This is a genomic window from Streptomyces sp. NPDC054770 (assembly GCF_053611985.1).
This window is the reverse complement of record NZ_JBSHBL010000014.1, coordinates 117,258-130,973: the sequence shown is the minus strand read 5'-3', so window position 1 is coordinate 130,973 and position 13,716 is coordinate 117,258. Positions and strand designations below refer to the sequence as shown.

The following is a 13,716-nucleotide window of genomic DNA, read 5'->3' as shown; positions in this document are numbered from 1 at the left end:
GTCGCCTGTAGGTTTTTCGGTATCAGCAGGATCTGCAAGTGACCGCAATTCGTGAGGACGTTGACGTGACCGACATCGCCATGCTGCCCGAGTCCTGGCGCGGGGTTCTGGGTGACGAGCTTCAGCAGCCCTACTTCAAGGAGCTGACCGAGTTCGTCGAGGAGGAGCGGGCGAAGGGCCCCGTCTATCCGCCGCGCGAGGAGGTCTTCGCCGCGCTGGAGGCGACGCCGTACGACCAGGTCAAGGTGTTCATCCTCGGTCAGGACCCGTACCACGGCGAGGGCCAGGGCCACGGCCTGTGCTTCTCCGTGCGTCCCGGGGTGCGGATCCCGCCGTCCCTGCGGAACATCTACAAGGAGATGCGCGAGGAACTGGGCTGGGAGAAGGCGCCGGACAACGGCTACCTGATGCCGTGGGCCCGGCAGGGCGTGCTGCTGCTCAACGCGGTCCTGACGGTCCGCGCCGGTGAGGCCAACTCGCACAAGAACAAGGGCTGGGAGAAGTTCACGGACGCGGTGATCCGGGCCGTCGCCGAGCGGTCCGACCCGGCGGTCTTCGTCCTCTGGGGCGGCTACGCGCAGAAGAAGGCCCGGCTGATCGACGAGACCCGGCACGTGGTGATCCAGAGCGCGCACCCGTCCCCGCTCTCCGCCGCGAAGTTCTTCGGCACCCGCCCGTTCACCAAGATCAACGAGGCGGTCGCGGCCCAGGGCCATGAGGCGATCGACTGGCGGATTCCCGACCTGGGCTGAGCAAGTACAGAGGGCGCCTCGAAGCCGACCGGGGGACAACCCCTTGGGGGCGCGGGGCTGTGCCGATGTGCGGCTCCGCCGCGTGGGCGCGACCAGCCACCGCCGGCCCGCGGTCCCACGGCGCCGCCTGACGATGAAAACAGGCGGCGCCGTCTAGCGTCGGCAGCACACAACGGCTTACAGCCCGGAGGGCCCCGTGGCGGAGCGACAGGAGCGTACGGCACCCGATGCCGTGCTCACGCGGATCGGGCAGGTCGTGATGCTGCACCACGCCGGGGACCGGGAGGAGGCCCGCCGGCGCCTGCTCGACCTGTGGACGGAGATCGGCGCGCACGGCCAGCCGCTGCACCGCTGCACCCTGGCCCACTACCTGGCCGACACCCAGGACGACCCGTCCGACGAACTCGCCTGGGACCTGCGGGCGTTGTCGGCGGCGGACGAGGCGGAGGGAGCCGTGGGGCTGCGCGGCTTCTACCCCTCCCTGCACCTGAACCTCGCCGCCGACTACGTGAAGCTCGGCCGCACCGAGGCCGCCCGCAGCCACCTGCACCGGGCCCGCGGCGCGGCCGCCGTGCTCGGCGACGACGGGTACGGCGACGGCGTCCGGGCCGCGATCACCCGCCTGGAACTGCGACTCGGCGACGACGACGGCGGCCCGGGCGGCGAGTCCTGGGGCCCACCGCGGCAGCGGCCGAGCTGAGCGCTCCGCCGGAAGCGCCGCGCTGTGCTGTGCTGTGCCGTGCCGTCTGCTGTCCAAGCGCCCGTCCTGCCGTCTGCCGGCTCAGTGCCCGTACGTCTGTTTGCAGACGCGTGCCTGTGTGCTGTCCGCGGCCCAGCCGCCGTACTGCTCGCCGAGGGCGCACACGTCCGGGGGCTTCGGGGCGGAACGGGAGAAGTCCGGGTGCTCGGCCTGCGGGCTGTGCGACCGGTGGGCGGTGTGCGGGTGGGCGTGAGGGTGGGCAGTGGCGGCGCGCGGGGCCGCCGGCGGGCGGTGGTGGTGGGCCGGCGGAAGGGGCGCGGGGGCGCGGGGGACGGCCGGTGCGGACCGGTGGGCCGGACGGGACGGGCCGACCATCTCCAGGGCCTCCTTGACCGGCGCCTGTACCACCCTCGGCTCGGCACTGCCGTCCGGGCGGGGCACCGACGGCAGCGAGGGCGCCGTACCCGGAGGCGGACCGGGCGCCACGGGGCGCTGGACCGTCACACAGCCGGAGAGGGCCGAGACGGCCACGGTGACCAGGAGCGCTGCGGTGGTCGTCGTTCGATGCACCCGGGCAACTCTGCTGGGTCGGCACGGGTGTTGACACCGTCGACAGGACTTTGGTGCCCCGCACGGGTGATCTCGTGCCCCGTACGAGGGACGGGCGGGTGCGAGGCTGACGTCAGTCGCCGGTCGCGCCGTCGATCCGCTCCCGGATCAGATCGGCGTGGCCGTTGTGCCGGGCGTACTCCTCGATCATGTGGGTGTGGATCCAGCGCAGGCTGATCTGCTTGCCGGTGCGGCGGTGGCGGCCCTTGGAGAGGTCGTCAAGACCGAAGCCGGCCGCGGCCTGCCGGGCGGCCCCGATCTCGGCCTGCCAGGCCGTGTACGCCTCCTGCCAGGTGTCCGCCTCGGTGAGCCGGAACTCGCCGTCCACGTCCTCCTCGCTCCAGTACAGCGGCGGCGCCGCCTCGTCGCCCAGGACCCTGCGGTACCAGGACCGCTCCACGTCCGCCATGTGCCGCACCAGCCCCATCAGGGACAGCGGGGAGGGCTCCACGGAGGCGGTCCGCAGCTGGGCGTCGGTCAGGCCCTCGCACTTCACGGCGAGGGTCTGCCGGTGGAACTCCAACCAGCCCTCCAGCATGGTGCGTTCGCCGGCGTCGACGGCGGGCATACGGCGTTCGGTCGTCATGCCCGGCATCCTGGCCCACCCCGGCCGATCCCACCACGGATTATCGGGCCGTATGCTGCCGCACAGGACACGTGGACCACCGCGAGGAGAACGCCAGTGAAGGTCGGCTGCATCGGACTCGGCGACATCGCGCAGAAGGCGTACCTGCCGGTGCTGGCCACGCAGCCGGGGCTCGAACTCCACCTCCAGACCCGCACCCCCGCCACCCTCGCCAGGGTCGCCGACAGCCTCCGCCTGCCCGCCGGCCGCCGGCACACGACCCTCGACGACCTCCTCGCCCAGGACCTCGACGCAGCCTTCGTGCACGCGGCCACCGTCGCCCACCCCGAGATCGTCACCCGGCTGCTGGAGGCGGGCGTACCCACGTACGTCGACAAGCCCCTGGCCTACCGGCTCGCCGACTCCGAGCGGCTCGTCGCGCTCGCCGAGGCGCGGGACGTGTCGCTGTTCGTCGGCTTCAACCGGCGCCACGCCCCCGGCTACGTGCAGTGCGCCGACCACCCGCGCGAGCTGATCCTGATGCAGAAGAACCGCATCGGGCTGCCCGAGGAGCCCCGCACGATGATCCTCGACGACTTCATCCACGTCGTCGACACCCTGCGCTTCCTCGCCCCCGGCCCGGTCGAGGACGTGACCGTCCGCGCCCGGGTCGCCGACGGCCTGCTGCACCACGTGGTGCTCCAGCTCGCCGGGGAGGGCTTCACCGCGCTCGGTGTGATGAACAGGCTCAGCGGCTCGGCGGAGGAGATCCTGGAGGTCTCCGGGCAGGACACCAAGCGCCAGGTCCTCAACCTCGCCGAGGTGATCGACCACAAGGGGCAGCCGACGGTCCGGCGGCGCGGCGACTGGGTGCCGGTCGCCCGGCAGCGCGGCATCGAACAGGCCGTCCTCGCCTTCCTGGACGCGGTCCGCGCCGGGAAGGTGCTCAGCGCCCGGGACGCACTGGCGACTCACGAACTGTGCGAGCAGGTGGTACGAGAGGTTCGGCGGCACCCCGGCGCAGCCTGACCGTCCGCAGCCCCTCGGCCAGGAAGTAGGCGGACAGCACCAGCAGCGCGCCGCCCACCGGCCAGTCGCCGTACCGCACGAACGGGGTGACGCCGCGGGCGATCGGCACCTCGTAGACCCGGGCGGTGCTCGCGTCGGTGCCCAGCCACGGGCCGATGCGCTCGCCGCCCGGGCTGTAGACGGCGGAGACCCCGGTCAGCGTGGCGTGCACCATCGTGCGGCCGGTCTCGGCGGCCCGGAGCGCGGCCAGCGAGGCGTGCTGCTCGGGGGCCCAGCTGTCCTGGAAGGTGGACGTCGACGACTGGCCGATCAGCACCTGCGCGCCGTCCTGGGCCAGATGCCGGCTCATGTCGGGGAAGGCCGTCTCGAAACAGATCATCGGGCCGATCCGCAGCCCGTGGCCGACGTTCATCACCACCTGCTCGGTGCCGCGCCGCCGGTCCTCGCCGGCCGCCTTGCCGACCGAGGTGGCCCAGCCGAGCAGCGAGCGGGCCGGTATGTACTCGCCGAACGGCACCAGGCGCATCTTGTCGTACCGCTCGTCGGTCGGGCCGTCGGCGCCCACCAGGATGGAGCTCTTGTAGATGCCGGGCCGGTCGGAGCGCCGGGCGTCGACGTTGACCAGGATGTCCGCGCCGGTCGCCCGGGAGAGGGCGGCGATCCGGCGCGCGAGATCGGGCCGGTCACCGAGGTCGTACCCGACACTGCTCTCGCCCCAGACGATCAGGTCCGGATGCTGTCCGGCCAGTTGCCGGGTCAGCTGCTCCTCCCTGTCGAACCGCCGGTCGCCGCTGTCGGTGCCGTCGACGATGCCCGGCTGGACGACGGCGATGCGGACATGCCCGTCGACGTCCGGGTGCGGTGCCCACACCCAGGCCGCGGAGGTCGCGGCGGCCGTCGCCACCAGCGAGGCCACCGCGGGCACGCGTGCCTCCCGCACGGATATGAGCACGGTGACCGCGACATTGACGGCCACCACCAGGAAGCTCAGCAGCCACACCCCGCCGACCGAGGCCAGCCGCAGCGCCGGTGTCACCTGCCACTGGGTCGCGCCCAGCATGCCCCACGGCCCGCCGAGCCCCTGCCAGGACCGCGCCAGCTCCACCATCAGCCAGCCCGACGGCAGCACCAGCACCGCGACCGCGGCCCGCCCCGGCGACGGCACCCCGCCCAGCAGCCGGCGCGTCACCCAGCCCCAGGGCGCCCAGAGCACGCTCAGCAGCCCGGCGATCAGGAAGATGAAGACGCTCAGGCTCGGCAGCAGCCAGTGGTGCACGGCGACCATGAACCCGAACCCGCCGCACCAGCCGTCGTACGCCGCCCGCCGCCCGGTCGGCGCCGACCGGGCCAGCAGCAGCCAGGGGACCAGCGCGACATAGGCGAACCACCACAGCGACGGCGCCGGGAAGGCCAGCACCGGCAGGGCGCCGGCCAGCGCCCCGACGCAGGAACGCCGCCACGGGGAGGTGAGCCAGCGCTCGACGGTCCTCATCCATCGCCTCCTGCCTGCGGGTCCTTCCAGTGTGCGGGACCGGACGGGATCTCCGACAGGGGGCATGGGAGCGGGCTCAGTCGGGAACGGCGAGCACGCGCGGCTCGGGCAGCCGGCGCCACCTCTCCTCGACGACCACCTGGCGCAGCCGCCAGCCGTCCCCGGTGCGCACGAAAGCGAAGGAGTAGCGGCCGCCGCACACGAAGTCCGGCGCGGTGGAGGCGGCGTCGCCGCCGGCGAACCGCATGGGGTTGACGTAGTCGGCCCGGAGGTGGGCGGTGTCGCCGGTGTCGTGGTCCAGGATCCCGAACCGCACCAGGCGGTTGACGATCAGATGCTGCCGCATCGAGAAGAGGGTCAGGTTCTCCGCGAGCCACCCGGCGACCTGCCCGGCATCGCCCTCGATCCCGCCGGCGGAGCGGTAGTCGGCCCGCCCGTCCGCCGCGAACAGCCTCCGGTACGCCGTCCAGTCACCGTCGTCGACGGCCGCCGCGTACTCGGTGACCATCTCGTCCACGGCCAGCCGGTCCATCACGGTCGCGAGCTCCACGCGCTGCGTCATCGGCTCAGTGTTGGGCACGGGGCGGGCGGAGCCAAGGGGCCCGGGCGATATTCGGTGATGTTCGAACCAAAGCACCCCCGACCCCGGGCATACGAACGGCCACCCGGTCGAACAAGAACCCAGGTTCCGTACCCCTGCCCGCCCCACAGCCTCCACGATCACCGCCAGGCCCTGCCACCCCGGTACCTGGGACACACGGCGAGCAACGCGGCCCACCACGGTGACTGCGACACCCGCTACGACTTCCGCATCGGCCCAGACAGAAGAAGCCCGCTCACGAGGGTGGAGGAGCTGTGGGTCAGGGCGGGGTCTGCAGCGATGAAGAAGGTTTCGACTCCGGCCAGTTCGTGTTTCATGCGGGCCATCGGCATTTCGTGGTCCAGGTCGGCGACGCCGCGGACTCCGCGGATGACGACGTCGATTCCGCAGGCCGCCGGTGTGGGAGTCGACCGTGACGTTGCTCAAGTCGGTTGTTGCCGCGCGGAGCCGGTCCAGCCGTTCCGTGACGGGAAAGCGGCCGGTCTTGTTCGCATTGGACATCACGCACACGACGACTTCGTCGAACAGGAGGGCTGCGCGCCGGTGTACGTCCTGGTGCCCTTGAGTGACCGGGTCGAAGGATCCTGGGAAGAGTAATGGGAGTATCGGGTTCACAGGATTCGTTGGAGTGCTCGGGGTGGTACTGGCCGGCGAAGTGCTGAGGGCTGTCCATGTCTCCGGAGGTCTTCCCTGCGGATGCGTCATACGTCTCGCGAGCCGACCAGGTGACCTGGCTTCGACGTCGCCCCGACAGCATGTTGATCGTTCGCTTGCAGTCCGGCAAGTCCCTTGACGTAGCCACGATGCTTGCTGAGGGTCACCAGCGGTAGGCGACTGCGAGTGTGCCCGCGGCGCCGATCGCTGCCACCACGATCTCGGTCAGCACGTCTCCCCTTCGCGCGCCCGAGTCATGGGCTGCCACATCCGTCAACACCGCTGGCAGAAGCTCAAGATGCCGATCCTCCGACGGCGAGTACGCGAGTTCTGGTGGCACTCATACCTGGCGTCGGCGTCTGACACAGCGGGTCGCAGGGCACCGAGATCCCCGTTTCCCACTCCGGCGGTCGACCGAAAACAAGTAGCCGCCCGGCCGGGGCGACCTCAGGCTGTACGCCATGGAAGAACCGCAACGCAGGATCCGTGCGGCCCACTCGGAATCCACGATCACCGTCTACCAGGCGTACTCTCCGGAGATCGGCCTGCCCGCCGTCCGCGACGGCCGTTTCCCCGACGCGTGGAAGCGGGACCGGATGACCTGGATCAAGCCGTCGTTCCTGTGGATGATGTACCGCTGCGGCTGGGGCACCAAGGAGGGGCAGGAGACCGTCCTGGCTGTGGAGATCAGCCGTGACGGCTTCGACTGGGCGCTGCGCAACGCATGTCTGTCGAGCTACGCCCGCGAGGTGCACTCCGATCGGGCCGCCTGGCAGCGTCAGTTGAAGCGCGCACCCGCTCGCGTGCAGTGGGACCCCGAGCGGAACCTGCGCCTCCAGCCCCTGCCCTACCGGTCTCTGCAACTCGGCCTCAGCGGTGAGGCCGCGCGACGCTACGCGGACGAGTGGACGGTCACCATCCGCGACGTGACCCCGCTCGCTCACGAGATCCACGCCGTTGTCCGCAGTGGTGACCTGGACTCCGCCGCCCGCCTGCTGCCCCAGGAACGCCCCTGTCCCTTCGGAGACGCGGGACTTGCCCACCTCCACGGATGAAGGGGCGATCCGCCCGACAGCCGTCTTTGGCCCATGGGTCATACGACAGCCCCGGCTCGGCGGGACTGGTGTCTCGTGCCCGACTGGGCCTGAGGCCCAGGGTTGACGTAACCGCTCCACGGCCGACTCGACGCCCCGGGGAGCGGCGGCTCCGTTCGGAAAGCTGCAGGTAGTATCCGCGAGCGCTTTGGCCTCCTCAGGCTGCTGAACCAGGTGGGTGGGAGATTCCTCGATGACGTTTGGACTGCGCGCTGTCCGCGCTTTCGCTCTGCTGGTCGGCTTCTTTCTGATGGGCGCGGTTCTGCTGTCGGCCATGGCGGTGCTCGACTGGCTGCTGATGACACGCCTGTTCACCGCGCGGGCGGCCTGGTTGGAAGGCACGGTTGTGACCGTCACCGTTCTGCTGGCGGCGGCGATTGTGCGGGGCATGTTCGCCTTTTTGCGGGCCGGGCGCCTCGGCCCGGTGCCAGACGCGGTTCCGGTCACTCCTGAGGACCAGCCCGAGCTGTGGGAACAGATACGGATCGCAGCCGAAGCGGCGGGGCAGCGGCCTCCGGACGAGCTCTACCTGGACGCCGAGGTCAACGCGGGAGTTGCCGAACACAGTCGCCTGCTGGGACTGCTGCCCGGACGCCGCCGCATGCTCCTCGGTCTGCCGCTGCTCGCCGGGCTGACCGTCCCGCAGTTGCGCGCCGTCCTCGCCCACGAGTTCGGCCACTACGCAAACCTCGACACCCGGCTCGGCGGTGTCACGATGCGCGGCCGGAAAGCAGTGGTGCACACGGTGGAGGCCTTCCAGCAGGGCGGAACCAGGCTGCACTTCGTGATCGGCACCCTGTACGTCGGTTACGCCCGGATGTTCCTGCGTACCTCGCAGTCCGTCGCCCGCCACCAGGAGTTCGCCGCCGACCGGATGGCCGCCCGGTACGCGGGGCGTGACACGACGGCCGCCGCCCTGCGCACCCTTCCGGTGCTCAATGGTGCGTACGCCCACTACCTGGAGACGTACGCCGGGATGGGCAGGTCGCAGGGAGCGCTTCCGCCTGTGGGCGAGGTGCACGGCGGTTTCCGCCGGTTGCTCGCCGCCCGTACCGGGGAGCGGCTCGCTGAGCTCTCCGCCGGGCAGCGTCCACCGCGGCCGCACCCGTACGATTCGCACCCGCCGACAGCCGAACGGATCGCCCTGATCGAGAAGCTGCCCACCGGCGACCGGCCCTCCGAGCCGGCCGATGAGTCGGCCGCGCTGACCCTGCTGCGGGACACGGACCGGGTGTTCGCCGCACTGGAGGAACGCACGCTGTCGCAGGAGGCGGCGCTCCTGCGGCGGAGGAGTTGGGACGACCTCGTCATGGCCCGCGCGGTCGAGGACGCCGACGGTTGGTCCCGGCCGCTGCGGGTCGCCGTGGCCAGGGCGCTTCGCTCATCGGCGCAAGGTGCTGGGGGAACGGTGCCTGTACGCCGAGATGCCACGGCCGAGGAGGCGGCGAACGACCTCCTGCCCGGCTTGGAGGAGATACTCGACGTGATCGACCGCGGCCTGCTGTGGATGGCTGTCGCCGACCGCATGCCCAAGCCGTACCAGGCGTCACGACTGACAGGGCCGTCCGCCCGCAACTTCATCCGGCCCAAGATCTTCGACGGGCTCGCGGGCCTGGTCCACCTGCGACTCGTCGAGTCGGGACACGCCAGACCGGACATCGCCTGGTCGGGACAGCCTGGACTCTTTCTGCCCGAGCGGTGGGAGAAGGGCATGGACGACGCCATCGACGCGGCCGTCGCCGACACACCCGACACCGCCCCGCTGCGCGCCCTGCTCACCGGCCCCGACCGCGTGCCCGCGTAGCCGGGGTGCGGCCAGGGTGCGAAAGCGGGGCAAAAGGCCGTCCTCGCTGTGGAGATGAGCCGTGACGGCTTCGCGTGGGCGCTGCGCCATGCTTGTCTGTCGAGTTACGTTGGCGGGGTGCACCCCGACCGAGCCACCTGGCAGCGTCAGCTGCGGCGTTCGCGTGCTCGCGTGCAGTGGGACCCCGAGCGGGACCTGCGCCTCCGGCCCCTGCCGTACCGGTCCTTGCAACTGGGTCTCTCCGGTGAGGCCCTACGGCGCTGCGCGGACGAGTGGACCGTCGCCGTCCGCGACGTGACCCCGCTCGCCCGCGAGGTCCACGCCCTCGTCAGCGGTGGTGACTTGACCTCCGCGACCCGGCCGCTGCCACCGGAACGCCCTTGTCCCGCTGGAGGCGAATCTCTTGCCCGCCTCCTGGGGTGACGGGCCGGCCCGGCCGTCGAGTCAACCGCAGCCGACGGTTGACATGGCAGCACACCGTCTGTCCGCGCTGTGGCAGCACCGGTTTCCGAAGGGGCCTCCCATCGCCCATGAACTGCGCACCGCCTACAGCGACCGCTGGGTGCGCTTCCACAGCCTGCCGGGCTCGAAACGCTATCCGGAGACCGAGGACGAGTACGCCGTCGTCCTCCACCGCTACAACACGGTCCTGGACGAACTGTTCGAAGGCAGCGAGGTCCACGTCATCACCGTGGCCTGGTCCTGGGAACCGAACGGACCGGAACTCCCGCCACGGCGGCACGAGGTACACCCCGAAGGCACCCGCTGGACGACATTGGCGTACGACGACGATCCCGACCCCGAACTCCACAGTTACACGCACCTCTACGCCGACCGCCGCCCCTGGCGACCGGGCACCGCCGACGGCATCCTCCGCGAGGTCGCGGACGACGTGCTCAGCGGAGTGATCATCACCGACGTCGGACTCGCACGTCTCCACCACCCCTACGACGGCGGCGCCGACGTCATCGCGACGAGCCCCGAGGAACGGGACCGCCTACGCGACAGCCACCGCGACTGGCTGCCACGCAACCCGGCCGGCCTCTGAGGTGGTATCGGGACTGTTGAGGGGTGGTCGCCGTGTCGCCCCCCCCCGGCGAAGGCGCCGGGGTCAGCCCGGGCGCTAGGCCGGATGCCGTCTTCTGGATGCGTGCCCAGGCGGTCCGCCGCAGGATCCTGATCATGCGGACATCTACTGAGATACGGCCCTGGTCTCTTCCGGCGCGGCGCGGCGGTGCGCGTCATGCCATATCCGCGGTTCTTGCCTGCGGTGTGCTGCTGGCCGGCACCGCGGCGTGCGCCGGAGCCGACGGGCACATGAGTCACGTCGGCGCCCCGGGCGTCAACAACCCTGCCGCGCCCGGGTCGCCCGGCCCGGAATCGGGCCCGCGCCTACCCGGCGTCGGAAGCCGCATGGGCAAGCGCGTACCGGCCGGCGCCCAGCAGGCCGTGGTCGTCTACGGCGACGACACGGACTCCGCCGAGAGCACCGTCGTGCTCTACCAGAAACAGGGCACCGCCTGGAAGAGCAAGGGCAGCTGGCCCGCGCACAACGGCAGGCTGGGCTGGACGACCGACCATCGCATGGACGACGAGCGCAGTCCCGTCGGCGTGTTCTCGCTGACGGATGCGGGAGGGTCGCTCGAGGATCCGGGCAGCCGCCTGCGCTACTGGTACGACGACAACGCCTTCGCCTCCATGATCGAGGACGGCGACGACCACGTCCACGACTTCGACTACGTCATCGCCATCGACTACAACCGGCTCACGGGTGTCCCGCCGTTCGACTGGAGCCGTCCCGACGGAGTGGAGAAGGGCGGCGGCATATGGCTGCACCTGGACCACGGCGACGGCACGTCCGCCTGTGTCACCGTTCCCGAGTCCGGCATGAAGACCCTGCTGCACACTCTCGACCCCCGCCTTCACCCGGTGGTGGTGATGGGCGACCGGCAGCGGCTGAGCACCTGACGACCGGCCCGGGCCCCGGTCCGCGCGCGGCGTGCGCGCGGCATGAGATGCAGCCCGGGCCCGGCGGACCCGGGGCAGGCCTGGCCTCCGGCGGACCGTCACGACTGCGGACGGCCGCCCGCTCGTCCCGTGCTGCTGCGGAGCGCGGTAGGACGACCGCGTGTGCGAGACTCGGCGATCAGCTCGCCGAGGCAGGAGGGTCGCCCGTCTTGTCGGACGTCATGCCGGTGCCGGTTCACCTCGACAAGGTGGTGGAGGGGCTCGCGGGGAACCCCGCGTTGCCGCCCGAGCTCGTGCGCCGCCTCCTCGCCTGCCGCGGGGGTTTCGGCAGCGTGGCCAAGCGGCCGGACCTGACCGAGGAAATGATCGCCGAGATCATCGCCGCCGACGATGACCGGCTCATGCATTCACTCGCGCTCAACCCCGGCCTCCCGCATGCCTTCCGGATGCGACTTGCCGAGCACCCCGATCCTGCGGTGCGCGCCGCCCTGGTGGTCGCCGCGGAGGACGCACCGCGAGAACTCTTCGAGCGGCTGCTCCGCGACCCCGACCTGCGGGGGCGTGAACACCTGGCGAAGAGCGATCACGTGCCGGCGGATCTGCGCGCACGGCTGGCGGCCGACCCGGAGCCGGAAATCCGGGCGACGCTTGCCCAGTGGTGGACGCGGGCCCCGGAACCGGTGCGCCGGCTCCTGCTGACGGATCCCGAGGACGCCGTACGCGCGGGAGCCTGCGCGACCTACTACCGACGGCTTCCCCATCCCGTACCGCCCGCCGACCTGCTTCCGGCGCTGCTGGCCGATCCGATCACGCGCGCCGGCGCGGTGCGCCACTGCACGCCGGATGCCGACACCGCCCGCCGGCTGGCCGATGATCCGGACGAGGGGGTGCGCCAGGAACTCGCCGAGCACCCCGACCTGCCACCGCCGCTGCGCGACGTGCTTGCCGAGGATCCCAGCCTGCGGGTCAGGCTCCGGATCTTCGCCCGTCAGGACACCCCCGAGTCGATGCGCGCCGCGATCCACGCACAGGTCCTGTCCGACGCGCCTCTGGCGGACTGGCTCACCGATCCCCGGACCCTGGACGACGACGCGCTTGAACGGCAGTTCATGAACAAGCTGGCGCGTCTGGAGCTTTCGGCACTGCGGCTGCCCTGGGTGACCGCCGACCCCTTGCCGTACGTGGCCTCGCCCTACGCCTGCTTCCGGGCCTCCGCCGCGCAGTCCGGCCGCCTGCCCGCGCCGGTCGTGACGCGGCTCCTGAACGACGAGGAGAGCGGTGTTCGTACGACGATGGCACTGCACGCCCGTGACCGGATCGACCCCGCCACCGCCGAACGCATCGATCGCAGCTACCGCCCGGGGAAGAAGACCCGGTGGCGTCCGGCCGATGAGTTCCCTCTCCCGGCGGACGTCCTTCGGCGTCTGGCCACCGACGACGATCCGAGAATGCGGCAGTTGGCCCCACGCGACCCCGACCTTCCGGTGGAACTCGTACGTCGGCTGGCCGGCGATCCCGATCAGCGGGTGCGCCGCGCGATCGCGACCCATCCCCGGCTTCCGACCGGTGACCTGACGCAGCTGCTGGCCGACTCGTCGGAATCGGTCGCCGCCGCGGCAGCCGGCCATCCCGGACTGCCGCCCCGGCACATGCACCGGATCCTCGCCCTGGCAGGACTGTGACACCAGCGCAGGCTCTGCGCAGCGGCCCACGCCTGTCGGCAGCCGGGGTGACAGCGGCACCGCTCTCCCCGGCACACGCCTACCTCTGTGAGTCGACGTGCCTGTCGTTCGAGGGGACGCGAGGGACGGCGGAGCCTGGCTCGAAGCCTGCGAAGGCCAGGCCGATGACGAAACCCGCCACCTCCTCCAACTGGCGGGCGCGATCCAACGTACCCACGGTGGCCGGGACTCCTCCGACGTCACGGACCAGTTCGCCGACGACGTGCAGTGCCGTCGCATCGTCACCGCACATCGCCACCGTCACACGGGACTTGCCGTCACCGGGCGGACTCGTCCACTGGCCGGAGGGAAAGAGATGGAATGCCTTCACCACCCCAGCTCCCGGGGCAAGGCGGGCGACCCGCTGCGCCATCGACTCACCGTGTTCGACCAGCAGAGTGCCGACACCGTGCGTGACGGCGTTCGTGGGATCGATCAGCGGCATCCCTTCGAGTACCCCGTCGGACGCTCCCACCGATCCCAGCATGTCCCCGACGCCGTCCCAGGACACGGCGAGGAGCACCGCGTCGCACCCGGTGACCGCTTCGCGTGGCGTGACGGCGAGCACGTCGTGGCGCAGTCGGTCGGCGAGCCTCTCCGCCTTGACCTGCGATCGTCCGCCGATCACCACCTCGTGTCCCGCACGTGCCCAGCCCTCGCCCAGGGCCGCGGCCAGTGTCCCTGTTCCCAGGATCCCGATACGCATCTGTCCGTGCCTTTCCCGCAG

13 protein-coding genes and 2 pseudogenes are annotated in these 13,716 nt (G+C 71.3%); 9 read left to right on the top strand and 6 right to left on the bottom strand.

Features of this window, described 5'->3' with window-relative positions; all coding sequences use genetic code 11:
• Positions 1–65: 65 nt before the first annotated feature.
• Both ung and ACWGKQ_RS15675 read left to right on the top strand, forming a co-directional pair.
• Positions 66–752: a uracil-DNA glycosylase gene (gene ung, locus ACWGKQ_RS15680; RefSeq protein ID WP_453292500.1), complete on the top strand. Its 687-nt coding sequence runs from the start codon at positions 66–68 to the stop codon at positions 750–752.
• Positions 753–948: 196 nt separating this feature from the next.
• Positions 949–1,452: a hypothetical protein gene (locus ACWGKQ_RS15675; protein ID WP_453292464.1), complete on the top strand. Its 504-nt coding sequence runs from the start codon at positions 949–951 to the stop codon at positions 1,450–1,452.
• A gap of 81 nt (positions 1,453–1,533) precedes the next feature.
• Here ACWGKQ_RS15675 and ACWGKQ_RS15670 read toward each other — a convergent pair whose 3' ends face one another.
• Together ACWGKQ_RS15670 and ACWGKQ_RS15665 are read right to left on the bottom strand one after the other, a co-directional pair.
• Positions 1,534–2,022 (bottom strand): hypothetical protein, encoded by a 489-nt coding sequence (locus tag ACWGKQ_RS15670; protein WP_453292463.1) that lies wholly within the window; start codon positions 2,020–2,022, stop codon positions 1,534–1,536.
• Positions 2,023–2,134: 112 nt separating this feature from the next.
• Positions 2,135–2,647 (bottom strand): DinB family protein, encoded by a 513-nt coding sequence (locus tag ACWGKQ_RS15665; RefSeq protein WP_453292462.1) that lies wholly within the window; start codon positions 2,645–2,647, stop codon positions 2,135–2,137.
• A gap of 96 nt (positions 2,648–2,743) precedes the next feature.
• On the opposite strand from ACWGKQ_RS15665, the gene ACWGKQ_RS15660 reads away from it, so the two are divergent.
• Positions 2,744–3,655 (top strand): Gfo/Idh/MocA family protein, encoded by a 912-nt coding sequence (locus tag ACWGKQ_RS15660; protein WP_453292461.1) that lies wholly within the window; start codon positions 2,744–2,746, stop codon positions 3,653–3,655.
• Here ACWGKQ_RS15660 and lnt read toward each other — a convergent pair.
• From lnt to ACWGKQ_RS15645, 3 genes and pseudogenes are all read right to left on the bottom strand, one after another.
• Positions 3,573–5,147, bottom strand: a complete 1,575-nt coding sequence (lnt, locus tag ACWGKQ_RS15655) for an apolipoprotein N-acyltransferase (RefSeq protein WP_453292460.1) — start codon at positions 5,145–5,147, stop codon at positions 3,573–3,575. The two genes, ACWGKQ_RS15660 and lnt, sit on opposite strands and share 83 nt — an antisense overlap.
• Before the next feature lie 76 nt (positions 5,148–5,223).
• Positions 5,224–5,709, bottom strand: coding sequence for a nuclear transport factor 2 family protein (locus ACWGKQ_RS15650; RefSeq protein ID WP_453292499.1), 486 nt, complete (start codon positions 5,707–5,709; stop codon positions 5,224–5,226).
• 486 nt (positions 5,710–6,195) lie between these two features.
• A pseudogene (locus tag ACWGKQ_RS15645) lies at positions 6,196–6,453 on the bottom strand (adenylyltransferase/cytidyltransferase family protein); the annotation flags it as partial.
• Between the two features lie 410 nt (positions 6,454–6,863).
• Here ACWGKQ_RS15645 and ACWGKQ_RS15640 point away from each other — a divergent pair.
• The 6 genes and pseudogenes from ACWGKQ_RS15640 to ACWGKQ_RS15615 all read left to right on the top strand — a co-directional run bounded on the left by ACWGKQ_RS15640 (position 6,864) and on the right by ACWGKQ_RS15615 (position 12,950).
• Positions 6,864–7,457: a DUF4291 domain-containing protein gene (locus ACWGKQ_RS15640; RefSeq protein ID WP_453292459.1), complete on the top strand. Its 594-nt coding sequence runs from the start codon at positions 6,864–6,866 to the stop codon at positions 7,455–7,457.
• Between the two features lie 232 nt (positions 7,458–7,689).
• Positions 7,690–9,300: a M48 family metallopeptidase gene (locus ACWGKQ_RS15635; protein WP_453292458.1), complete on the top strand. Its 1,611-nt coding sequence runs from the start codon at positions 7,690–7,692 to the stop codon at positions 9,298–9,300.
• Positions 9,301–9,306: 6 nt separating this feature from the next.
• Positions 9,307–9,723: pseudogene (locus ACWGKQ_RS15630) on the top strand (DUF4291 family protein); the annotation flags it as partial.
• Positions 9,724–9,766: 43 nt separating this feature from the next.
• On the top strand, positions 9,767–10,348 hold the full coding sequence (locus ACWGKQ_RS15625) for a DUF3885 domain-containing protein (RefSeq protein WP_453292457.1): 582 nt from the start codon (positions 9,767–9,769) through the stop codon (positions 10,346–10,348).
• A gap of 365 nt (positions 10,349–10,713) precedes the next feature.
• Positions 10,714–11,268 (top strand): hypothetical protein, encoded by a 555-nt coding sequence (locus tag ACWGKQ_RS15620; protein WP_453292456.1) that lies wholly within the window; start codon positions 10,714–10,716, stop codon positions 11,266–11,268.
• Positions 11,269–11,477: 209 nt separating this feature from the next.
• A complete protein-coding gene (locus ACWGKQ_RS15615; RefSeq protein ID WP_453292455.1) occupies positions 11,478–12,950 on the top strand; it encodes a hypothetical protein in 1,473 nt (490 codons plus the stop codon).
• Positions 12,951–13,029: 79 nt separating this feature from the next.
• Here the strand turns inward: ACWGKQ_RS15615 and ACWGKQ_RS15610 are convergent, their stop codons facing one another.
• Positions 13,030–13,695, bottom strand: a complete 666-nt coding sequence (locus ACWGKQ_RS15610) for an NADPH-dependent F420 reductase (RefSeq protein ID WP_453292454.1) — start codon at positions 13,693–13,695, stop codon at positions 13,030–13,032.
• Positions 13,696–13,716: the final 21 nt, after the last annotated feature.